The 20,470-nt window shown below is 57.3% G+C and carries 19 protein-coding genes and 1 pseudogene; 10 read left to right on the forward strand and 10 right to left on the reverse strand.

Annotated elements, in window-relative coordinates; translation table 11 throughout:
* Positions 1–112: 112 nt before the first annotated feature.
* The 6 genes from LJU29_RS25575 to LJU29_RS25600 form a co-directional block, all read right to left on the reverse strand.
* Positions 113–328, reverse strand: coding sequence for a TOBE domain-containing protein (locus LJU29_RS25575; protein WP_002555770.1), 216 nt, complete (start codon positions 326–328; stop codon positions 113–115).
* A gap of 26 nt (positions 329–354) precedes the next feature.
* Positions 355–1,167 (reverse strand): aliphatic sulfonates ABC transporter ATP-binding protein, encoded by an 813-nt coding sequence (gene ssuB / locus LJU29_RS25580; protein WP_057454111.1) that lies wholly within the window; start codon positions 1,165–1,167, stop codon positions 355–357.
* The gene (ssuC, locus tag LJU29_RS25585; RefSeq protein ID WP_004655051.1) at positions 1,164–1,961 is read right to left on the reverse strand and encodes an aliphatic sulfonate ABC transporter permease SsuC; all 798 of its coding nucleotides are present in this window, start codon (positions 1,959–1,961) and stop codon (positions 1,164–1,166) included. Before ssuC ends, ssuB begins: the two co-directional genes overlap by 4 nt.
* 28 nt (positions 1,962–1,989) lie before the next feature.
* Positions 1,990–2,955 (reverse strand): sulfonate ABC transporter substrate-binding protein, encoded by a 966-nt coding sequence (locus LJU29_RS25590; RefSeq protein ID WP_057423631.1) that lies wholly within the window; start codon positions 2,953–2,955, stop codon positions 1,990–1,992.
* 560 nt (positions 2,956–3,515) lie between these two features.
* Positions 3,516–4,154 (reverse strand): peroxiredoxin, encoded by a 639-nt coding sequence (locus LJU29_RS25595; RefSeq protein ID WP_005758622.1) that lies wholly within the window; start codon positions 4,152–4,154, stop codon positions 3,516–3,518.
* A gap of 169 nt (positions 4,155–4,323) precedes the next feature.
* Positions 4,324–5,670, reverse strand: a complete 1,347-nt coding sequence (locus LJU29_RS25600; protein WP_257111361.1) for an OprD family outer membrane porin — start codon at positions 5,668–5,670, stop codon at positions 4,324–4,326.
* Between the two features lie 770 nt (positions 5,671–6,440).
* Between LJU29_RS25600 and tauA the strand changes: the two genes are divergently transcribed.
* The 3 genes and pseudogenes from tauA to tauC form a co-directional block, all read left to right on the forward strand.
* Positions 6,441–7,418 carry a taurine ABC transporter substrate-binding protein gene (gene tauA / locus LJU29_RS25605; RefSeq protein ID WP_005758629.1) on the forward strand — a complete coding sequence of 326 codons (978 nt, stop codon included), beginning with the start codon at positions 6,441–6,443 and terminating at the stop codon, positions 7,416–7,418.
* A 25-nt stretch (positions 7,419–7,443) separates the two neighbouring features.
* Positions 7,444–8,229 (forward strand): taurine ABC transporter ATP-binding subunit, encoded by a 786-nt coding sequence (gene tauB, locus LJU29_RS25610; protein WP_004655059.1) that lies wholly within the window; start codon positions 7,444–7,446, stop codon positions 8,227–8,229.
* A gap of 107 nt (positions 8,230–8,336) precedes the next feature.
* Positions 8,337–9,101, forward strand: a pseudogene (gene tauC / locus LJU29_RS25615) (taurine ABC transporter permease TauC); the annotation flags it as partial.
* Positions 9,102–9,448: 347 nt separating this feature from the next.
* Here tauC and LJU29_RS25620 read toward each other — a convergent pair.
* The gene (locus LJU29_RS25620) at positions 9,449–9,889 is read right to left on the reverse strand and encodes a hypothetical protein (protein ID WP_004655063.1); all 441 of its coding nucleotides are present in this window, start codon (positions 9,887–9,889) and stop codon (positions 9,449–9,451) included.
* Between LJU29_RS25620 and LJU29_RS25625 the strand changes: the two genes are divergently transcribed.
* A complete protein-coding gene (locus tag LJU29_RS25625) occupies positions 9,888–10,343 on the forward strand; it encodes a tRNA (cytidine(34)-2'-O)-methyltransferase (protein ID WP_004655065.1) in 456 nt (151 codons plus the stop codon). The two genes, LJU29_RS25620 and LJU29_RS25625, sit on opposite strands and share 2 nt — an antisense overlap.
* 69 nt (positions 10,344–10,412) lie before the next feature.
* Here the strand turns inward: LJU29_RS25625 and secB are convergent, their stop codons facing one another.
* The 3 genes from secB to LJU29_RS25640 are packed head-to-tail and all read right to left on the reverse strand — an operon-like array spanning position 10,413 to position 11,609.
* Positions 10,413–10,901 carry a protein-export chaperone SecB gene (secB, locus tag LJU29_RS25630; protein WP_002551468.1) on the reverse strand — a complete coding sequence of 163 codons (489 nt, stop codon included), beginning with the start codon at positions 10,899–10,901 and terminating at the stop codon, positions 10,413–10,415.
* A 40-nt stretch (positions 10,902–10,941) separates the two neighbouring features.
* Entirely contained in the window at positions 10,942–11,193 is a 252-nt protein-coding gene (gene grxC, locus LJU29_RS25635) for a glutaredoxin 3 (RefSeq protein WP_002551467.1), read from the reverse strand.
* Between the two features lie 2 nt (positions 11,194–11,195).
* Positions 11,196–11,609, reverse strand: coding sequence for a rhodanese-like domain-containing protein (locus LJU29_RS25640; RefSeq protein ID WP_002551466.1), 414 nt, complete (start codon positions 11,607–11,609; stop codon positions 11,196–11,198).
* A 156-nt stretch (positions 11,610–11,765) separates the two neighbouring features.
* Here LJU29_RS25640 and gpmI point away from each other — a divergent pair, with 156 nt between their 5' ends.
* From gpmI to LJU29_RS25670, 6 genes are all read left to right on the forward strand, one after another.
* Complete coding sequence (gpmI, locus tag LJU29_RS25645; protein WP_257111362.1) at positions 11,766–13,298, forward strand: 2,3-bisphosphoglycerate-independent phosphoglycerate mutase; 1,533 nt, start codon at positions 11,766–11,768, stop codon at positions 13,296–13,298.
* A 153-nt stretch (positions 13,299–13,451) separates the two neighbouring features.
* Positions 13,452–14,774 carry a murein hydrolase activator EnvC family protein gene (locus LJU29_RS25650; RefSeq protein WP_029240926.1) on the forward strand — a complete coding sequence of 441 codons (1,323 nt, stop codon included), beginning with the start codon at positions 13,452–13,454 and terminating at the stop codon, positions 14,772–14,774.
* A gap of 33 nt (positions 14,775–14,807) precedes the next feature.
* The gene (locus tag LJU29_RS25655; RefSeq protein ID WP_057423015.1) at positions 14,808–16,145 is read left to right on the forward strand and encodes a S41 family peptidase; all 1,338 of its coding nucleotides are present in this window, start codon (positions 14,808–14,810) and stop codon (positions 16,143–16,145) included.
* A gap of 3 nt (positions 16,146–16,148) precedes the next feature.
* Positions 16,149–16,931, forward strand: a complete 783-nt coding sequence (locus LJU29_RS25660; protein WP_054995969.1) for a divergent polysaccharide deacetylase family protein — start codon at positions 16,149–16,151, stop codon at positions 16,929–16,931.
* A gap of 714 nt (positions 16,932–17,645) precedes the next feature.
* Positions 17,646–18,808 (forward strand): IS3 family transposase gene (locus tag LJU29_RS25665; protein ID WP_122320854.1). Its coding sequence is split into 2 segments (ribosomal slippage): positions 17,646–17,901 and positions 17,901–18,808, totalling 1,164 coding nucleotides; the frame shifts between segments, so codons are not numbered across the junction.
* Positions 18,805–19,731 (forward strand): IS5 family transposase, encoded by a 927-nt coding sequence (locus LJU29_RS25670; protein WP_257111363.1) that lies wholly within the window; start codon positions 18,805–18,807, stop codon positions 19,729–19,731. Before LJU29_RS25665 ends, LJU29_RS25670 begins: the two co-directional genes overlap by 4 nt.
* Positions 19,732–20,470 lie beyond the last annotated feature (739 nt).

A 20,470-nucleotide genomic window follows, 5' to 3' on the forward strand; every position in this document is an offset into this window, starting at 1 on the left:
CAGCCTTCAGCATCCGGCAAAACCGGCACGCCGCCTACCTCGTAGAACTACTAGGTAAACAGCAAAAAACCCCGGAGGGCTACAACCGTCCGGGGTGTTTTTTACCCATCGTTTACAGCTTGGCGATGGAGACTTCTGTCGACTTCACGAAGGCAATTACTTCGCTGCCGACGACCAGTTCCAGCTCTTTTACCGAGCGGGTGGTGATAACCGAGGTCACAACGCCGGAAGCGGTCTGTACGTCGATTTCCGACAGTACGTCGCCGTGAACGATTTCCTTGATGGTGCCTTTGAACTGGTTGCGAACGTTGATGGCTTTGATAGTCATGGCATGTCTTCCTTTGGGGATCAGGGTTAATTTGCCCAACGCAGTTGCGTGGGCAGTGGCGAAAACGGTTCCGGGTCAGGTGGCGAGCCGGGGATGGCCAATACGCGGTTGAGCACTTCGGCTTCCAGCGCGGCGAGGCGGTGCGAGCCGCGAGCACGGGGCCGCGGCAGGTCGACCAGAAGGTCGAGGCCGATCTGGCCTTCTTCGATCAGGATCACCCGGTCGGCGATGGCAACGGCCTCGCTGACATCATGGGTGACCAGCAGCACCGTAAAGCCGTATTGGTGCCAGAGCTTTTCGATCAGTTGCTGCATTTCAATCCGAGTCAGGGCATCCAGCGCGCCCAGTGGTTCGTCGAGCAGCAGCAGGCGCGGCTTGTGAATCAGCGCACGCGCCAGAGCAACACGCTGCTTCTGGCCACCGGACAATGCCGCTGGCCACTCGTTGGCGCGTTCGGCAAGGCCGACGGCCTCGAGCGCTTCGAGTGCTTGCGCACGCCAGTCGCCGCTCAGGCCAAGGCCAACGTTGTCGATGATCTTCTTCCAGGGCAGCAACCGCGCCTCCTGGAACATCAAACGCGTATCTTCGCGAGCGTCGTCCAGTGGCGCAGAGCCTGCAAGCAATTGACCCTCGGTTGGCTTGTCGAGACCGGCAAGCAGGCGCAGCAAGGTACTTTTACCGCAGCCACTACGGCCGACGATGGCGACGAACTGACCGGCCGGAATATGCAGGTCGATGTCCTTGAGCACTTCGCGAGTGCCGAACGCTTTTTTCAGGTTGCGTACTGCCAGCGGAATACCGCGCAGCAAATGTGGAGGTTGCTGTTTCAGACTGGTCATGCGGCACCGCCTTTGCTCACTTGATAGGCCGGGTGCCAGCGCAGGCACACACGTTCAAGGCCTCGCGCCGCCAGATCGGCCAGTTTGCCGAGGACGGCGTACAACACAATGGCCAGTACCACGATGTCGGTTTGCAGGAATTCCCGTGCATTCATCGCCAGGTAGCCGATGCCGGAGCTGGCAGAAATGGTTTCTGCCACAATCAGCGTCAGCCACATGAAGCCCAGCGCAAAGCGCACACCGACCAGAATCGAAGGCATGGCACCTGGCAGGATCACATGCCGGAACAGGCTGAAACCGGACAGGCCATAGCTGCGGGACATTTCTACCAGTGCCGGATCGATGTTGCGGATGCCGTGGTAGGTGTTCAGATAAATCGGGAACAGGGTGCCCAGCGCGACAAGAAATATCTTCGCTGTCTCATCAATGCCGAACCACAGAATGACCAGCGGAATCAGCGCCAGGTGCGGCACGTTACGAATCATCTGCACTGAGCTGTCCAGCAGGCGCTCGCCCCATTTGCTCAGGCCGGTAATGAAGCCCAGCGCCAGACCGATGCCACCGCCAATGGCGAATCCGATCCCGGCGCGCCAGCCGCTGATCGCCAGATGCGTCCAGATTTCGCCACTCGCAACCAGATTGATACCCGCCTCGATGACTGCGCTGGGTGCAGGAAGAATGCGTGTGGATAGCCATCCGGCGCTGACCGACAGCTGCCAGACGGCCAACAACAGGACTGGAAGTGCCCAGGGCGCCAGTCGGTGAATGATGCGTTGCGAAGCACTGAGGCTCATGGAGTTGTCTCCTCGAAGGGCCTGACGATCACTGTGCTTGAGCAACAGCAGCAGGAGGTGTCCAGACCACATCAGCAATGCTGAGCGGCTTCGGAATCAGTTTGAGCTGGTAGAAGGTGTCAGCAATTTTCTGCTGCGCCGCTACAACCGTCGGAGTAATAAACAGCGCACCGTAGCCCTGGCGTTTTACCGAGGTCAGGGTGATGTCGGCGGGCAGCCCCAGCAACGGCGCAACCTGTTTGGTCACTTCGTCAGGGTGAGCCTTGGACCATTCGCCCACTGCACGAACTTCTTCGATCAAGGCTTGAATCACCTTCGGATTCTTTTGCGCGTAAGGCTTGGTCGCCAGATAGAACTGGTGGTTGTCGACAATGCCGGTGCCGTCTTTCAAGGTCCGCGCCTGCAATTGCTTTTCTGCGGCAGCCTGATACGGGTCCCAAATGACCCAGGCGTCTACGCTGCCGCGCTCGAAAGCGGCACGCGCATCGGCCGGAGGCAGGAAGACGGTCTGGATATCAGTGTATTTCAGGCCGGCATCTTCCAGTGCCTTGACCAGCAGGTAATGGACGTTCGAACCTTTATTGAGGACGACTTTCTTGCCTTTCAGGTCTTTGACCGAAGTAATAGGCGAGTCTTTGGGCACCAGGATGGCTTCGCTGGTCGGCGCTGGCGGCTCGTAAGCCACGTACAGCAGATCCGCGCCTGCTGCCTGAGCGAAAACCGGCGGCGTTTCACCGGTCACGCCGAAATCAATCGAGCCCACGTTCAGACCTTCAAGCAACTGCGGACCGCCCGGAAATTCTGTCCACTGAACCTTTACGCCCTGCTCGGCCAGGCGCTTCTCCAGCGAACCCTTGGCCTTGAGCAGAACCAGCGTGCCGTATTTCTGATAACCGATGCGCAGATCTTCCGCCTGGGCCTGGGTGACCGCGCCAAGCGCGACCGCAGCAGCAAACAGAGCGACAAGGCCTCGACGCAAAATGACAGTGCGCATATGCGCTCCTTTAGCGGGTGTTGGGTAGTGCCTGCTCAGCCAGTCACAGACGAACAAGGCGGGAATAGGGACGACATTAACAGCACTTTTTTATATCTATAAATCTTATTTATTCATTTAGTTATTCCATAAATGAATATAAAGGGCAGCACTATTTTTCAACTATCGTGCGGCGTACTACGGCGGCATGCCGTTCTGGACCCTCTGCGTCTGATCTTGAGTATGCGGCGTGGCGCATATCCACGACGCGGAGCGTCACGACAGGCATTCCCACGCTGGAGCGTGAGGAACGATGATCTCGACTATCGTGCGACGCTCCGCGTCCGATCTTGAGCAGGCGGCGCGGCGAAGATCTGTGACGCGGAGCGTTACTCGCGGCATTCGTACGCTGGAGCGTGAGGAACGATGATCTCAACTATCGTGCGACGCTCCGCGTCGCATGCCGTTCTGGACGCTCTGCGTCCGCGCTTGATCAAGCGACGCAGTCGGCGGCTATGAGGGAGGAATAAAAAAGGGCCGATGAATCGGCCCAAATAACCCCACGCTTTGTAGATCGAAAATTAGCGGTTTGGCTGAGGTGTCAGGCGCAGATAAGGCGTGACGGCCTTGTAGCCCTTGGGAAAGCGTTCTTTGATCTCGGCTTCGTCTTTGATCGACGGCACAATCACTACATCATCGCCGTCCACCCAGTTGGCGGGCGTGGCAACCTTGTAGTTGTCGGTCAATTGCAGCGAGTCGATAACGCGCAGAATCTCGTGGAAATTACGCCCGGTACTCGCCGGATACGTAATCGTCAGGCGCACTTTCTTTTTAGGGTCGATCACAAACAGCGAACGCACAGTCAGTGTGTCGCTGGCATTGGGATGAATAAGGTCATACAGATCGGAGACCTTGCGGTCGGCATCGGCCAGAATCGGGAAGTTGACCTGGGTGTTTTGCGTGGTGTTGATGTCGTCGATCCACTTGATGTGCGAGTCAACCGGGTCTACCGACAGCGCAATGGCTTTTACACCGCGCTTGGCAAACTCGTCTTTCAATTTGGCGGTGAAGCCCAGCTCAGTGGTGCAGACAGGCGTGAAGTCTGCCGGATGAGAAAACAACACACCCCAGCTGTCGCCGAGCCATTCATGGAAACGGATATGACCTTCGCTGGATTCCTGCTCGAAGTCAGGGGCGATGTCGCCAAGTCGCAGTGTCATGGTGTTGCTCCTTGTCTGTATCGGGTAGGCCTTGGTATGACGTTACTGTGCGCCCTGCTGAGAAAAGTTAAAAAGAATAAATAATTTGATTGATAGACCTGCCAGGAATATCAAAAAACAGGCAAAAGAAACCCCGCACCGGGCGGGGTTTCTTCAGGCTTCAGTACACTTACAAGAAGTTGTAGGTGTAGTTGAAGAGGATACGGGTTTGATCGGTGTCAGCAGTAGTAGCGACGTCACCGCGGAAGGTGCCGTGACGTACAGTAGTACCGAAGCCTTTCAACACGCCGCTTTGAATCACGTAGTCAACGCGCATATCACGTTCCCACTCGGAGTGAGTACCCAGATTGCGGTTTACGTCACGGATGTCATCACCGCTCAAGTAAGCAATCGCAGCCTTCAGACCAGGAACACCGACCTTGGCAAAGTCATACGAGTACTGACCGAATGTGGTGTTTTCACCAGCACGGTTGAAGCCGTTGATCATCGAATCGGTGAACAGGTAGAAGCTTGAACCGCCGTTACCTTCAGGACGACCGCGACCATCCACTACGTTACCTTGACCAAGGTAGACCATGCCGCCGCTGTCACCCACTTGCTGGTGACCGACCATGAGCGCGTGACCACCCAGGGAGTAAGTGAACATGGCAGACCAAGTCTGGTTGTCGACTTCACCGGTGTGAGAGGCGTAACCACCGTTGTTGTTGAAACGATAGCCTGCTGCGGCCTGGCTGTTTTTGCCGTCAGCGCTGCTGTTGAAATAACGCAGGTCAGTCTTGAAGGACTGGTTGTCGCTGATCGGGTAAACATGAACCAGACCCAGGAAGTGCTGCTTGTAGAAGTCTTCCAGGTTGGCGTAGTAGTACTGCAGGGTCAGGTCTTTGGTGACTTTCCAGTCAGCACCAGCGAAACGGAACTGGTCGGAGCCCTGAGTAGCACCGGCAACGGACAGGTCAGTCCAGTTGCTCGAAGCACGGCCGATGGACTTGTTCAATTGACCAGCGGTGAAGGTAAGGCTGTCCAGATCCTTCGAAGTCAGGATGCCGCCCTCAAAAGCTTGAGGCAACAGGCGACCATCGTTGCTAACCAGAATTGGCAGGTTCGGTGCCAGAGCGTTACCGACCTTCAATTCAGTTTTGGAGAAGCGCATCTTGGCGTTGGCGCCGACACGGGACCAGTCGCTGACCGAAGAACCATCAGTATCAGTCGGAACAACAGTGTTGGCCGTGTTGACAGTGTGGTGCTGAATGCCGCCGCCCAGATGGAGACCCATCACGGCTTGTGCATCAAGACCAAAACCAACGGTGCCCTGGGTAAAGCCCGAGGTGTAGTCAAATTTCAGGCCAGTAGCGGTTTCGCGCTGATCGGGGGCGTTACGGCCTTCACGCACGTCGTTATTGAAATACAGAGTACGAGAACTAACGGACGCTTTGCTGTCTTCAAGGAAACCAGCTGCACCGGCCTGCTGAGCCAATGCCGCGACGGTTACGGCCAAGGCCAGGGTGGACTTCTTCATTAACTACGCTCCTCGTGAATCTAATTTTTTATGTCTCCGGTGCCGGGCATTGCCCTGACCCAGAGATATTGCGAAAGGTGACAGTCCCGATCTGGAGATCAATGGATTCTGTACACCCCGACTTTTGACTAGACCGCGCATGTCGGTGGCCGTACGTTAGTGAAAATTCATCATGCTCAAAAGAAACCGTTTTGCAGGTTCTAAGAACAATCAGGCATATGTCACAACTCGTGTCAGCCAGGACGTCACGGAGTGTATCGACCTAATCGGGTAATTCCCAAAATTTATTTCGGTACCATTCGTCAGATCTTTTGGTTTTGTATCAGGGACCGGCCAAATCGCGACCAACCGGTCATAGTCCCCAACGGCAAAGCGCAATTTGCTTGCCAGTAAAAGCCTTGTAAAACGGGTACTTCAGAGAGATTAGTGATGAAATGTGACAATTGTCATCACCTTGACTCCCGACGCTCCACGGTCATGAAATATTTTCTAAAAACCGCTCTAAACACCCTTTTTCAGCGTTTTTTACCGTCTGAAACATGCGCTCAACTGTAGTCCAGGTGAACAAAAAAGCAATTTTGGTGTCAGGCGCGTGAACCCCGAGCCGATTGGCAGATGCGCAACGGCCCTTCGATGTGCAAATGGGTTCTGCAGGTGGCTCTAAAGCCCCTTCATAAGCTAATTCCCAAAAGTTATTTATTTTAAGATTCTTAGATCACTTAGTCTCCTTATCCAGCCAGTCCTCGGCCCGTCTGATTCGGAGCTTCATCATGAAACTGCATTTTTCCCTGCGCTTGCTGACTGCGCTGTCGTTGACTGGCGCAACATTCATTGCACAGGCAGCAGACTTTACCGTCGCCTACCAGACCACCATCGACCCGGCCAAGGTTGCCCAGGCCGATAACGCCTACGAAAAAGCCACCGACTCAAAAATCTCCTGGCGCAAGTTCGATAATGGTGCGGACGTCATCACCGCAATCGCATCCGGCGACGTACAGATCGGTTATCTCGGTTCAAGCCCGTTCACAGCCGCCGCTACACGCAAACTCCCGGTGGAGGCCTTTCTGATAGCTACGCAGATCGGCGCGGCCGAGGCGCTGGTTGCCCGTAATGGCTCGGGGATCAACTCACCGCAGGACCTGATCGGCAAGAAAGTGGCCGTGCCCTTTGTCTCCACCGGCCATTACAGCCTGCTTGCAGCGCTCAAACACTGGAACATCGATCCGGCCAGGGTCACGATCCTGAACCTCGCGCCGCCCGCCATTGCTGCGGCCTGGAAGCGCGGCGACATTGATGCCACTTACGTCTGGGACCCGGCACTGGGCGTCGCCAAGGAAACCGGCAAGGTGCTGATCACCTCCGGCGAACTGGCGAAGGTCGGAGCGCCGACCTTCGATGCCTGGATCGTGCGCAAGGACTTCGCCAACAAACACCCGGAAGTTGTCAGCGCATTCGCCAAGGTAACGCTCGATGCCTACGCCCGGTATCGCCAGGACCCGGCTGCATGGATCGCCAACCCGGCCAATGTAGACAAGCTGGCCCGACTGTCTGGCGCCAAGGCGTCTGACGTACCTGGCCTGTTGCAAGGCAATGTCTACCCGCTGGCTGCCGAGCAGACCGCGCTGCTGGGTACACCGACCCTCGAGGCGGTGACCAAAACCGCAGCATTCCTTAAAGAGCAGGGCAAGGTCGACGCAGTACTGCCTGACTACTCACCGTACGTCAGCGCCCGGTTCATCCCACGCTAAGCGCTCTCAGCACAAGGAGACAAGTATGGCGCTGTTGCAGCTGGAGCGTATTGGCGCTCAGTACCCCGGTGCCGCGGCACCCGTGCTGGCAGACATCAACCTGAGCCTGGGCCCACAGCAACTGCTGGTTGCGCTTGGCCCTTCCGGCAGCGGTAAAACCTCGTTACTGAACCTCATCGCCGGCTTCATCAAACCCGGCAGCGGCCGCATTACTCTCGACGGCATTCCCGTAGAGGGGCCGAGCGCAGAGCGTGGCGTGGTGTTTCAGGACGATGCCTTGCTGCCCTGGCAGAACGTGTTGGCCAATGTTGCGTTTGGCCTGGAACTGGCGGGTGTCGGCCGCTTGGAACGTGAAACCAGAGCGCGGGAGATGTTGGCACTGGTGGATCTGGCCGGTTTTGACCAGCGGCGAATATGGCAGCTGTCCGGTGGACAACGGCAACGCGTCGGCTTGGCCAGAGCGCTGGCAGCCGATCCGCGCATCCTGTTGATGGACGAGCCATTCGGTGCACTGGATGCCTTCACCCGTGAGCAGATGCAGGAGCTATTGCTGCAAGTCTGGCAACGTACCGCCAAGCCGGTGTTTCTGATAACCCACGACATAGAAGAAGCAGTTTTCCTCGCCACCGACCTGGTTCTGCTCGCCCCTAACCCTGGTCGTATCGCCGAGCATCTGCACCTGGACTTCGGCCGTCGCTACGCCGCTGGCGAATCGGCCCGCGCGATAAAGTCCGATCCGCGCTTTATCGAAACCCGCGAGCATGTGCTGGCCAGCGTGTTTTCCCAGCGCACCCGGGAGCAGTGTGTATGAGTAGACTTGAGCCTGTTGGCAGCCATGAGCTTATAGATAGCCGCGAACTGACCGGCATCAGCAAACCGTTCGCCAAACAACCGGCTGCCCCCACGCCGAAGGTTTATCTGAGCACCCGAGCGATCAGCATCCTGACCCTCGTGGCACTGCTGACTCTTTGGTGGGCGGTAACTGCCGGGGGCTGGATCGAGCCGCTGTTCCTGCCGCCGCCAGCGGATGTGCTGAGCAAAGGCTGGCTGCTGGCAACCAAGGGCTACATGGACGCCACACTCTGGCAGCATCTGGGCGCCAGCCTGCAACGCATCGGTCTGGCGCTGGCCGCGGCAATTTTGACGGCCATCCCGATAGGAATCGCCATCGGCCATAACCGCATCGCTCAGGGGATATTCGACCCGCTGATCGAGTTTTACCGACCGATACCACCGCTGGCCTACCTGCCCCTGATCGTAATCTGGTTCGGTATCGGCGAGTTCTCCAAGGTACTGCTGATTTATCTGGCGATCTTCGCGCCGATTGCCATTGCCACGGCTACCGGCGTTCGCACCGTGGACCCTACCAAAGTGCGGGCGGCACAGTCGCTGGGCGCGACGCGCTGGCAGTTGATTCGGCACGTGGTCCTGCCCAGCGCACTCCCGGACATTCTTACCGGTATTCGCATAGGCCTGGGCGTGGGCTGGTCGACGCTGGTGGCCGCAGAGCTTATTGCTGCCACCAGCGGGCTGGGATTCATGGTGCAGTCGGCGGCGCAGTTTCTGGTGACAGACGTTGTGGTGCTGGGGATTCTGGTGATCGCCGTGATCGCTTTTGCCATGGAGCTGGGACTGCGCGCGCTGCAACGCAGGTTGGTGCCCTGGCATGGTCAGCAGCATTAATGCATCAGTATGGGTGTGTGCGTCGTTGCGGTGCGCAAATTGAGTGCATGCGCTGATACCGCATTGCGGGGCCTGGCGCGACATTCAAGGCGACCAGATGCCAGCGCCGAGCATTCACAGCGGCTGACTCATCAACCAATCCAAGGTTTTCGAATATGAAAAATACTTAATAAATTCAGTATCTTGATGATATTAAACGGCTTCGAACTCAAGAAGTGCTTAACCGGATATGGCTAAGTCAGCCTGTTCTTTCGGATTAATTCTCAAAACTGGCACGTACTCTGCAATAGGTATTACATCACCAGTTTTGGGGACCTTGGTACAGGCAGGCCGGGGATTCCCCTCTTTTATTCCTCCCGGAGACTGACCTCCAGTCTCCAGCGCCCGTCCACCTTCTCAGTGCGCCAGTCGCCATGAAGTGGACGGGCTGCCAGGAGCGTCAGCACCAACCCCTTCTCACCTCGCTCCACCTTCCAGCGTGCAACCCTGTTGTCGAACCTCAGTTGGCCCGTCCACGGCCGCCCTGAAGCATCGACGTTGAGCACCACAGCGCCATCCACCGTCGACCCTTGGTACTTCGGCTCCTCATTGAACCAGAGCGCCAGCCCGGCAGGCAGCTCCTCGATCTGCTCCAGTTCAACGGGGTCAGGTTGCTGCAGACGACCGATAATGGTGCCCACGGTAAAGCCGACAATCGCCATCGAACCCAGAACTCGCGGCCATAGCTTCGGTCTCGGGTCCTCTTCAGGGGTAGAATGCATCCCGTCCTTTCGTTCGGAGCCGTGCATGTTTCACGTCATCCTTTTTCAACCAGAAATTCCGCCGAATACCGGCAATGTCATCAGGCTATGCGCCAACAGCGGCTGCACCCTGCATTTGATCGAACCCTTGGGTTTCGAGCTGGACGACAAGCGCTTGCGCCGTGCCGGGCTCGACTATCACGAGTATGCCACGCTGCAGACGCATCCTGACCTGGCAAGCTGTCTGGAGAAGATCGGCAACCCACGGTTGTTCGCTTTCACCACCAAGGGCTCGCGCCCTTTTCACGATGCCAGCTTTGAACCTGGTGATGCATTTCTGTTCGGCCCGGAGAGCCGCGGCCTGCCCGCCGACATCCTCGACTCGCTGAGCAGCGAGCACCGCCTGCGACTGCCCATGCGCGAAGGCTGCCGTAGTCTGAACCTGTCCAACACAGTGGCGGTGGCCGTCTATGAAGCATGGCGCCAGCACGGGTTTGCCTGATAGCGCGCCGCCAGACACAAAAAAACGCCCCGAAAGGCGCTTTTTTTATCGCTTTAACAGCCGTAATGCTTATTGCACAGTCGGCGTTTCGCCAGCTTCCTGCATGCGTTGCAGCTCTTGGGCGTACAGGGCGTCGAAGTTCACCGGGGCCAGCATCAGCGCAGGGAACGAGCCGCGTACGACCAGGTTGTCGATGGCTTCGCGTGCATACGGGAACAGGATGTTCGGGCAGAACGCGCCCAGAGTGTGGCTCATCGCGCCGTCGTCCAGACCCTTGATCAGGAAGATACCGGCCTGTTGCACTTCAACGATGAAAGCAACTTCGTCGCCATTGTTGACGGTCACGGACAGGGTCAGCACGACTTCATAGAAATCGCCTTCCAGCTGCTTCTGACGGGTGTTGAGGTCCAGGCTGACGGTCGGTGTCCACTCCTGGCGGAAGATTGCCGGGCTTTTTGGCGCTTCGAACGACAGGTCGCGAACGTAGATACGCTGCAGGGAAAATTGTGGGCCGTTTTCTTCGTTGGCAACAGCACCGTTGTTCGGTTGGTCGGTCATCTCGGATCCTTGTCAGATAGGGCTGAAAGTTTAAGGGGAATCAGGCCAGCAGCGCATCAAGCTTGCCGGCACGCTCCAGAGCAAACAGGTCATCGCAGCCGCCCACGTGGGTCGAGCCGATCCAGATCTGCGGTACGGAAGTGCGACCGGCCTTCTTGGTCATTTCGGCACGCAGTTGCGGCTTGCCGTCGACACGGATTTCCTCGAAGGCCACGCTCTTGCTCTGCAACAGCTGTTTGGCACGTATGCAATACGGGCAATAATCGCTGGAATAGACGATGACTTGAGCCATGTTCACTTCACCAGGGGAAGGTTGTCGCCGCGCCAGCTGGAAATACCGCCGGACAGCTTGGCCGCCTTGAAGCCGGATTTGAGCAACTCGCGGGCGGTGGTGCCAGCATGCTGCCCCATTGCATCGACTATGATCAACGTCTTGTCCTTGTATTTCTGCAGTTCAGCGGTACGCGTCAGCACCTTGTCCTGCGGGAAATTCAGGGATCCCACGATGTGGCCGGCAGTGAAATCCTTTTTCGAGCGCACGTCGATGACCACGCCCTGGTCGCTGTTGACCAGCGCGGTCAGCTCGCGAGTGCTCAGGCTGGCACCGCCCTTGCTCAGTTCGTAAGCGATCAGCAGTCCCAGCAGAATGACGAAGGCACCGGTGATCAAATAGTGGTTAGTGGCGAATTCAAGCAGGTGAGCAACCATCAGTAGGTTCCAGGGCGTTAAAATGTCGGCCAGTATACACAGCAGCCAAGGTGGGCCAAAGTCCGTACGGCAGTGACGCCGTTTGAACTTGTCCCTAAAATGCCGCTCCCTTGTACTTTGTTACTCTCTTTATTCAACCAGCATCGAGTGGGTTCTATGACTGCCACGCCAAAACCTCTGGTTCTAATCATCCTGGATGGCTTCGGACACAGCGAAAGCCATGAAGGCAATGCCATCCTGGCCGCAAAGATGCCGGTCATGGATCGTCTTTACGAAACCATGCCCAACGGCCTGATTTCAGGGTCGGGCATGGACGTCGGTCTGCCGGACGGTCAGATGGGCAACTCCGAAGTCGGACACATGAACCTGGGTGCCGGTCGCGTGGTGTATCAGGACTTCACTCGAGTGACCAAAGCGATTCGCGACGGCGAGTTCTTCGAGAACCCGACCATCTGTGCCGCTGTGGATAAAGCTGTCGGTGCGGGCAAGGCGATCCACATCATGGGCCTGCTGTCCGATGGCGGCGTGCACAGTCACCAGGACCATCTGGTCGCCATGGCCGAACTGGCGGTCAAGCGCGGTGCAGAAAAAATCTATCTGCACGCCTTCCTCGACGGTCGCGACACGCCACCGCGCAGCGCGAAGAAATCCCTTGAGCTGATGGACGCAACCTTCGCCCGCCTGGGCAAGGGCCGCACCGCCACGATCATCGGCCGCTACTTCGCCATGGACCGTGACAACCGCTGGGACCGGGTCTCCACCGCCTACAACCTGATCGTCGACAGCACCGCCGAATTTCACGCAGACAGCGGTGTTGCCGGGCTTGAAGCTGCCTACGCGCGTGACGAGAACGACGAATTCGTCAACGCCACACGCATCGGTGAACCCGCTCGCGTCGAGGACGGCGATGCTGTGGTGTTCATGAACTTCCGCGCCGACCGCGCCCGTGAGCTGACCCGTGTGTTCGTCGAAGACGACTTCAAGGATTTCGAGCGCGCCCGTCAGCCCAAGGTCAATTACGTGATGCTGACCCAGTACGCGGCAAGCATCCCCGCGCCCTCGGCATTTGCGGCTGGCAGCCTGAAAAACGTGCTGGGTGAATACCTGGCAAACAACGGCAAGACTCAACTGCGTATCGCCGAAACCGAAAAATACGCGCACGTCACGTTCTTCTTCTCTGGCGGTCGTGAAGAGCCGTTTCCGGGCGAAGAGCGCATTCTGATTCCATCGCCAAAAGTCGCCACCTACGACCTGCAGCCGGAAATGAGCGCGCCGGAAGTGACCGACAAAATTGTCGATGCCATCGAGCATCAGCGTTATGACGTGATTATCGTCAACTACGCCAACGGCGACATGGTCGGCCACAGCGGCATCATGGAAGCGGCAATCAAGGCCGTGGAATGCCTGGACGTATGCGTCGGTCGCATTACCGCGGCATTGGAAAAAGTCGGCGGTGAAGCACTTATTACCGCTGACCACGGCAACGTCGAGCAGATGACCGATGACTCCACAGGCCAGGCGCATACCGCGCACACTTCCGAGCCGGTGCCTTTCGTGTACGTCGGCAAGCGCCCGCTGAAAGTCCGCGAAGGTGGTGTTCTGGCTGACGTGGCACCGACCATGCTGCATCTGTTGGGCATGGAGAAACCGCAAGAGATGACGGGCCACTCGATCCTTGTGGCGAAGTAAAACGCTGAAAACCGGCCTATAGCCATCAGGCAAAGCCGGTTTTTTATGTTTCAAGCCCTAAAGCAGTGGCTGCGGGGCGTTTTTTTTGCAGCGCATGGCGGGCATACTAAGCTTGACATTTTTTCTCACAATTCCTCGGTATCGCCCACCCACATGCTTCGCGCCTTGATTGCCCTTGCTCTGATCTGCCTGCTCAATCCGGCGTTTGCCGAAGACGAGCGTGTGCAAACCCAAAAACAGATAGATGCTGCGCGTCAGGATGTGACGGAGCTGCAAAAAGTCCTGGGCAAGCTTCAGGAAGAACGTGCAGGCGTCCAGAAGGACCTGCGCACCACCGAAACCGAAATGGGCAAGTTGGAAAAGCAGGTCGAGGTCCTGCAAAAGGAACTAAAAAAGACGGAAACCGAGCTGCAAAAGCTCGACAGTGAAAAAAAGAAACTGAACAGCGCTCGCGTTGAACAGCAACGCCTGATCGCTATCCAGGCTCGCGCCGCCTATCAGAGTGGCCGCCAGGAATACCTCAAGCTGTTGCTCAATCAGCAGCACCCCGAGAAGTTTGCCCGAACCCTCACGTATTACGATTACCTGAGCCAGGCGCGCCTGGAGCAGCTACGCAACTTCAATGAAACCCTGCGCCAGCTGGCCAATGTCGAAAAAGACATCGATCTGCAACAGGCACAGTTGCTGGTGCAGAAGAGCAACTTGGACAGCCAGAGCGAAGAACTGGCCAAGGTGCGCCAGGAGCGTCAGCAGGCACTGGCCAAGCTGAATCAGGACTACAAGGCCCGCGATCAGAAACTGCAGGCCCGTCAGCAGGATCAGGCCGACCTGGCCAAGGTTCTCAAGACCATCGAAGAAACCCTGGCCCGGCAGGCACGTGAAGCTGAAGAGGCTCGCCAGAAGGCGCTGGTCGCCGCTCGCGAGGCCGAAGAGAAACGTCAGCGCGAAGCTGAGGCCGTCGCCCGCAACAACAGCACCAGCAGCAGTAAAAGCGCTGATGAACCCACACCGCGTCGCCCGGTCAAAGCCCCCGGCGCAGTCGTTTCCAGTGCCGGAGTTTCCTACGGCGGACCTTTTGCAGAGGCCCGGGGAAAACTTCCATGGCCTATTGATGGTCGACTGCTTGCGCGTTTCGGTGAAGCCCGCGGTGATGACGAGCGAACCAAATGGGACGGCGTCATGATCAGCGCCGCAGCCGGAAGCCAGGTACATGCAGTGCATGGCGGACGAGTGGTGTTCGCCGACTGGTTGCGTGGTGCCGGGCTTCTGGTCATTCTCGACCATGGCAACGGTTATCTCACCCTGTATGGGCATAACCAGAGCCTGCTCAAGTCGGCAGGTGACATTGTAAAAGCCGGTGAAGCGATTTCCACGGTCGGCAATAGTGGCGGTCAGGACACGGCAGCGTTGTACTTTGCTATTCGTCAGCAGGGTCGCCCCAGCGATCCAGCCCAATGGTGCCGCACTCAAGGATAAGCCGGCGTCAATATCTGTAGGAGTTCGTTAGACATGCTGCATTTGTCCCGCCTCACCTCGCTGGCCCTGGCAATTGCCATCGTTATTGGCGCGCCTTTGGCGCAAGCTGCCGAAAAGACCGCGCCAGCCACGCCTGCAGCAGTCTCGCCCGCCAAGCCCAATGCCAACGCCAAGCCGCCGCTGCCGCTTGACGAGCTGCGCACCTTTGCCGAGGTCATGGATCGGGTCAAGGCGGCCTATGTCGAGCCGGTGGACGACAAGACTCTGCTGGAAAACGCCATCAAGGGCATGCTCAGCAACCTTGATCCACACTCCGCCTACCTGGGCCCGGAAGATTTCCAGGAGCTGCAGGAAAGCACCAGCGGCGAGTTCGGTGGACTGGGCATCGAAGTGGGCGTCGAAGACGGGTTCGTCAAGGTGGTTTCACCCATCGACGACACACCTGCTTCCAATGCTGGCATTGAGGCAGGCGACCTGATCGTGAAGATCAATGGCACGCCGACCCAGGGCCAGAACATGCAGGAAGCGGTCGACAAGATGCGCGGCAAAATCGGCGAGAAGATCACCCTGACACTGGTGCGCGATGGCGGTACGCCGTTTGATGTGACGCTGGCGCGGGCGACCATCCAGGTCAAGAGCGTCAAGGCGCAGATGCTGGAAAACGGATACGGCTACATCCGGATTACCCAGTTCCAGGTCAAGACCGGGGACGAAGTCGGCAAGGCGCTGGCCAAATTCCGCAAGGATAACGGCAAGAAGATGAGCGGCCTGATTCTCGACCTGCGCAACAACCCGGGCGGCGTGCTGCAATCGGCGGTGCAGGTGGCGGATCACTTCCTCACCAAGGGCCTGATCGTCTACACCAAAGGCCGCATCGCCAACTCCGAATTGCGCTTCTCGGCAGACCCGGCAGACGCCAGCGAAGGCGTACCGCTGGTGGTGTTGATCAACGGCGGCAGCGCTTCTGCGTCGGAAATCGTCGCCGGTGCCCTGCAAGACCAGAAACGCGGGATTCTGATGGGCACTGACACCTTCGGCAAAGGCTCGGTGCAGACCGTTCTGCCGCTGAACAACGATCGCGCCCTGAAGATCACCACCGCGCTGTACTACACGCCGAACGGTCGCTCGATCCAGGCGCAGGGTATCAACCCGGACATCGTGGTACGTCGGGCCAAAGTCACCAGCGAAGCAGACGGCGAGAACTACAAGGAAGCCGACTTGATGGGTCACCTGGGCAATGGCAACGGCGGTGCCGACAAGCCGACCGTCAAGGGTGGCGCAGCAGCCAAGGCGCGTCCGCAGGATGATGACTTCCAGCTCAGCCAGGCGCTCAGTCTTCTGAAAGGGCTGAGTATCACCCGCGGCAACTGACGGATGCGCGCTCTCGCTCTGTTACTGCTGACACTCTCGATCACTGGCGCTGCCCATGCAGCGCCAGCCGAAGACAACGGCAAGCCGCCGAAGGCCTATCTCAGCCTGATCATCGACGACCTGGGTCAGAACCCGGCGCGGGATAGCCGTACACTGGCGCTCCCCGGGCCGGTAACGCTGGCGATCATGCCTGACACTCCACACGCCACCGAATTTGCCCGCGAGGCTCACCGCGCAGGCAAGACGGTCATGCTGCACATGCCGATGGACCCGGCGACCGGGCCTTACGCCTGGCATCCCGAACTGCCCTTGCCTGAACTGGAAAGCCGTCTCAATGCGGCGCTGCTGAAAGTGCCTTATGCAGCCGGCATCAATAACCACATGGGCAGCCGGATGACCGCCGAACCGGTCGCGATGGCCTGGTTGATGGCCGAACTGCAACGACGTCATCTGTTTTTCGTGGACAGCCGCACCAGCGCGAAAACCGTGGCAGCCGCAGAGGCTCAGCGCATCGGCCTCGCAAGCGTCTCACGCGACGTGTTTCTGGACGACGAGCGCACGGCCGAAGCCATCAACCGACAATTGCAGTCAGCCATCAAAATCGCCCGCAAGCATGGCTCGGCAGTGGTCATCGGTCACCCCTACCCTGTCACGCTGGACGTACTGGAACGCGAGTTGCCCAAACTCAAGGATCAGGGCGTCGAATGGATCGACCTGCGCAGCATGATCAGCGAACGCGGCAATCAGGCGAGTGCGGCGCATGGCAAGAATGGGGTGTATCGCTAATCGTACGCGTCGCTCTCAGCCAGAGCTCAAACTTGCCCTCTACTCTCACTATCAGCTCACCTGATTGCAGTTGATAGGGAAAAGGTTTCCCAAAAAAAGGGCACAAAAAAGCCGCTCTAGGAAGCGGCTTTTCTGATGGAAATGGCTTAGGAACCATTTCCGCAATCCCAAGGGATCATTCGCGTGTGAGGCGGATAGTACACACTTTGTGCGAATGGCACCATAAATTATGGCCTATTTAGGCCCTTGGAAGAGCCGGTTGAGGGCCTCAAATATACCGAAACGGGCCCCGAGAAACTGCTTCATGGAAAATTTCCCAGGGTCAGGCTATTTTTTTGCCAGTGGTAAAAAAGCGGTTACTAAAAGGCCCTCAAAAGACTGGTAAGATGCGAGCCGGCTCAACAGTCGGTGACGCCTGTTGCAGGACCTTTTGACGCGGGCCTAGGAACCCGTCTCGGCTTTATCGAAAGGCCCGAAGCTGGACCAGCCTCAAGGGATCATTCGCGTGAGACCGACTTGGAGTTTGGCTGGGAGGCGCCAAGAGAGGCAGTCCTTTCACGAGGACAACAGTATGCGGCCTATAAAACGCCTGCTGCGCCTAGCGATGAATATTTTCAGTGCCTACAGGACCTGGGAATGGATTTGCGACGCTGTAGTGGTCTAATGGTTCCGGACACTCATTTAGGCGAGAATATCGCCAGATAGAGGTGTCTGATGACCAAACAACGCCGTACCTTTTCCGTTGAATTCAAACGCGAGGCCGCAGGCCTCGTGCTCGATCAAGGCTATAGCCATATCGAAGCCTCCCGCTCGCTTGGGGTGGTCGAATCTGCGCTGCGTCGCTGGGTCAACCAGCTTCAACAAGAGCGCAACGGTGTCACTCCACAGAGCAAAGCCCTCACGCCCGAGCAGCAAAAAATCCAGGAGCTCGAAGCCCGGATCGCCCGTCTTGAGCGGGAGAAATCCATTTTAAAAAAGGCCACCGCGCTCTTGATGTCGGAAGAGCACGAGCGCATGCGCTGATTGATCAGCTCAGTGTCCATGAGCCAATCGAATTGCTGTGCGAAGTGTTCGAGGTACCTCGCTCGTGCTACTACAACCATTGCCTGCGGCGTCGGTCTCCAGACGCCGAGCGGGTTCGTTTACTTAGCCGAGTCAATGAGCTGTTCGGGCAAAGTCGAGGCGCTGCCGGCAGCCGCAGTATCGTGTCGATGATGCAGGCGGATGGCGAGCAAATCGGTCGGTTCAAGGTGCGTAGCTTGATGCGGGAGCTGGGATTAATCAGCAAGCAACCAGGCTCGCATGCTTATAAAAAAGCAACAGTGGAGCGGCCTGACATTCCGAACATTTTGAATCGGGAGTTCGATGTACCCGCGCCCAATCAGGTCTGGTGTGGCGACATCACCTACATCTGGGCGCAAGGAAAATGGCATTACCTGGCGGTGGTTATGGATCTTTACGCGCGTCGGGTGGTGGGCTGGGCGTTTTCGAACAAACCGGATACGGACTTGGTGATCAAGGCGCTGGACATGGCTTATGAGCAACGCGGCAAGCCTCAGGGCCTGCTGTTTCATTCCGACCAGGGCGTCCAATACGGGAGCCGACAGTTTCGCCAGCGGCTTTGGCGATACCGCATACGCCAGAGCATGAGCCGCCGGGGTAATTGCTACGACAACTCGCCGATGGAGCGTGTGTTCCGCAGCTTGAAAACTGAGTGGATACCGACCGTGGGCTACATGACGGTCCAAGAGGCTCAGCGGGATATCAGTCATTACCTGATGCATCGTTACAACTGGATTCGGCCACACCAGTTCAATGATGGAATGGCGCCCGCTCAGTACGAGAAAAACCTTAACGTCGTGTCCGGGATCAGTTGACCACTACATTCCTGATCGAGATGGATCAGGTGGTGCCCTGGAAAGGTTTGATTGCCCTGATTGAGCCCTATTATCCAAAAGGAGAAGGTGGCCGGCCCGCCTACCCACTGATGGCGATGCTGCGTGTTCATCTGATGCAGAACTGGTTCGGCTACAGCGATCCGGCGATGGAAGAAGCGCTGTATGAGACGACCATCCTGCGTCAGTTTTCAGGCCTGAGCCTGGAGCGAATTCCAGACGAAACCACCATTCTCAACTTCCGTCGTCTGCTGGAAAAGCACGAGTTGGCGACCGGGATTCTCGGCGTAATTAATGGTTATCTGGGCGACCGTGGCTTGTCGTTGCGTCAAGGCACCATCGTCGATGCCACGCTGATTCACGCGCCCAGTTCGACCAAGAACAAGGATGGCAAACGCGATCCTGAGATGCATCAAACCAAGAAAGGTAACCAGTACTATTTCGGCGCCAAGGCTCACATCGGCGCCGACGACGAGTCAGGCCTGGTGCACAGCGTGGTAGTAACAGCGGCCAATGTGGCAGACGTCACGCAGGTTGCCAAACTGCTGCACGGCGAGGAAAACGTAGTCTGCGCCGACGCAGGTTACACCGGGGTCGAGAAGCGCGAAGAACACGCTGGGCGCAAGGTCATTTGGCAGATTGCCGCCCGCCGCAGCACTTACAAAAAGCACGGAAAACGCAGTATTTTGTACAAGGCGATCCGCAAAATCGAGAAGGCCAAGGCCCAGGTTCGCGCCAAGGTCGAGCATCCGTTTCGGGTCATCAAACGCCAGTTTGGCTATGAAAAAGTGCGCTTTCGGGGCTTGGCCAAGAACACCGCGCAGATGGTGACGTTGTTCGCCCTGTCAAACCTGTGGATGGCCCGCCGACATTTGTTGGCGAGCGCAGGAGAGGTGCGCGTGTAATGCAGGAAATGGTTACCGCAAAAGGCTTTGCAGCGGCCGAAAGAGCTAAAAAGCGAAGATAATTGAGCAAATTTCGACATGCATCGTTTTTTGAAAAGTGCTGAGGACTCGGTAGCCGGAAAACATCCGGCTACTTCAGACCTTCCTAAAAGGTAATAATATCGCTTTCGTATCGCTTAAATATTACCTTTTATCGAAACGCTGAAAGCCACGGTTTACAAGGGCTGCAGCCATTTTTCGCGAGTCATATTACTAATATTACCTTTTTTCTGACCCCCCTCGAATTTTGAGAGAGGCACCCCGTACCGAGCAGCTGGCCAGCTTCTCACGCTACTGTTCATGAGCGTGTGTAGCTGCAGTCGGATCTCGACGTGGGAGCACGTAAGGCAGGCCCGATCGGTGGCCTTGTTACGTGGCTTATTACGTCTGGGGGAAAAAACAAGGGCCTGCATCGCTGCAAGCCCTTGATTTATATGGTGCCGGCACCAGGAGTCGAACCCGGGACCTACTGATTACAAGGAAGATGCTTTTAAGATATAAATCATAGGGTTACAGATATTCTTGTTACGTGGCGTATACCTGAAATGCCTGAAATACAGCAGCTTATTGACCTTTGTTACGTGGTTGAAAACGTTATTTTTTTGTCGGTTAACGCCTTGAGTCATCGAAGATCGTCGCTGCCTTCACAATGGCTCTTACCGTCCCTGCCTATACAATGGTTCCAGTCACTGAAGGTCTG

Source organism: Pseudomonas ficuserectae (genome assembly GCF_024584585.1).
Lineage (GTDB): Bacteria > Pseudomonadota > Gammaproteobacteria > Pseudomonadales > Pseudomonadaceae > Aquipseudomonas > Aquipseudomonas amygdali.

What these genes read in the sequence shown, in the direction of transcription:
- LJU29_RS25575 (WP_002555770.1), bottom strand. Translation starts at nt 328, where the DNA reads ATGACTATCAAAGCCATCAACGTTCGCAACCAGTTCAAAGGCACCATC.
- ssuB (WP_057454111.1), bottom strand. Translation starts at nt 1,167, where the DNA reads ATGACCAGTCTGAAACAGCAACCTCCACATTTGCTGCGCGGTATTCCG.
- ssuC (WP_004655051.1), bottom strand. Translation starts at nt 1,961, where the DNA reads ATGAGCCTCAGTGCTTCGCAACGCATCATTCACCGACTGGCGCCCTGG.
- LJU29_RS25590 (WP_057423631.1), bottom strand. Translation starts at nt 2,955, where the DNA reads ATGCGCACTGTCATTTTGCGTCGAGGCCTTGTCGCTCTGTTTGCTGCT.
- LJU29_RS25595 (WP_005758622.1), bottom strand. Translation starts at nt 4,154, where the DNA reads ATGACACTGCGACTTGGCGACATCGCCCCTGACTTCGAGCAGGAATCC.
- LJU29_RS25600 (WP_257111361.1), bottom strand. Translation starts at nt 5,670, where the DNA reads ATGAAGAAGTCCACCCTGGCCTTGGCCGTAACCGTCGCGGCATTGGCT.
- tauA (WP_005758629.1), top strand. Translation starts at nt 6,441, where the DNA reads ATGAAACTGCATTTTTCCCTGCGCTTGCTGACTGCGCTGTCGTTGACT.
- tauB (WP_004655059.1), top strand. Translation starts at nt 7,444, where the DNA reads ATGGCGCTGTTGCAGCTGGAGCGTATTGGCGCTCAGTACCCCGGTGCC.
- LJU29_RS25625 (WP_004655065.1), top strand. Translation starts at nt 9,888, where the DNA reads ATGTTTCACGTCATCCTTTTTCAACCAGAAATTCCGCCGAATACCGGC.
- LJU29_RS25620 (WP_004655063.1), bottom strand. Translation starts at nt 9,889, where the DNA reads ATGCACGGCTCCGAACGAAAGGACGGGATGCATTCTACCCCTGAAGAG.
- secB (WP_002551468.1), bottom strand. Translation starts at nt 10,901, where the DNA reads ATGACCGACCAACCGAACAACGGTGCTGTTGCCAACGAAGAAAACGGC.
- grxC (WP_002551467.1), bottom strand. Translation starts at nt 11,193, where the DNA reads ATGGCTCAAGTCATCGTCTATTCCAGCGATTATTGCCCGTATTGCATA.
- LJU29_RS25640 (WP_002551466.1), bottom strand. Translation starts at nt 11,609, where the DNA reads ATGGTTGCTCACCTGCTTGAATTCGCCACTAACCACTATTTGATCACC.
- gpmI (WP_257111362.1), top strand. Translation starts at nt 11,766, where the DNA reads ATGACTGCCACGCCAAAACCTCTGGTTCTAATCATCCTGGATGGCTTC.
- LJU29_RS25650 (WP_029240926.1), top strand. Translation starts at nt 13,452, where the DNA reads ATGCTTCGCGCCTTGATTGCCCTTGCTCTGATCTGCCTGCTCAATCCG.
- LJU29_RS25655 (WP_057423015.1), top strand. Translation starts at nt 14,808, where the DNA reads ATGCTGCATTTGTCCCGCCTCACCTCGCTGGCCCTGGCAATTGCCATC.
- LJU29_RS25660 (WP_054995969.1), top strand. Translation starts at nt 16,149, where the DNA reads ATGCGCGCTCTCGCTCTGTTACTGCTGACACTCTCGATCACTGGCGCT.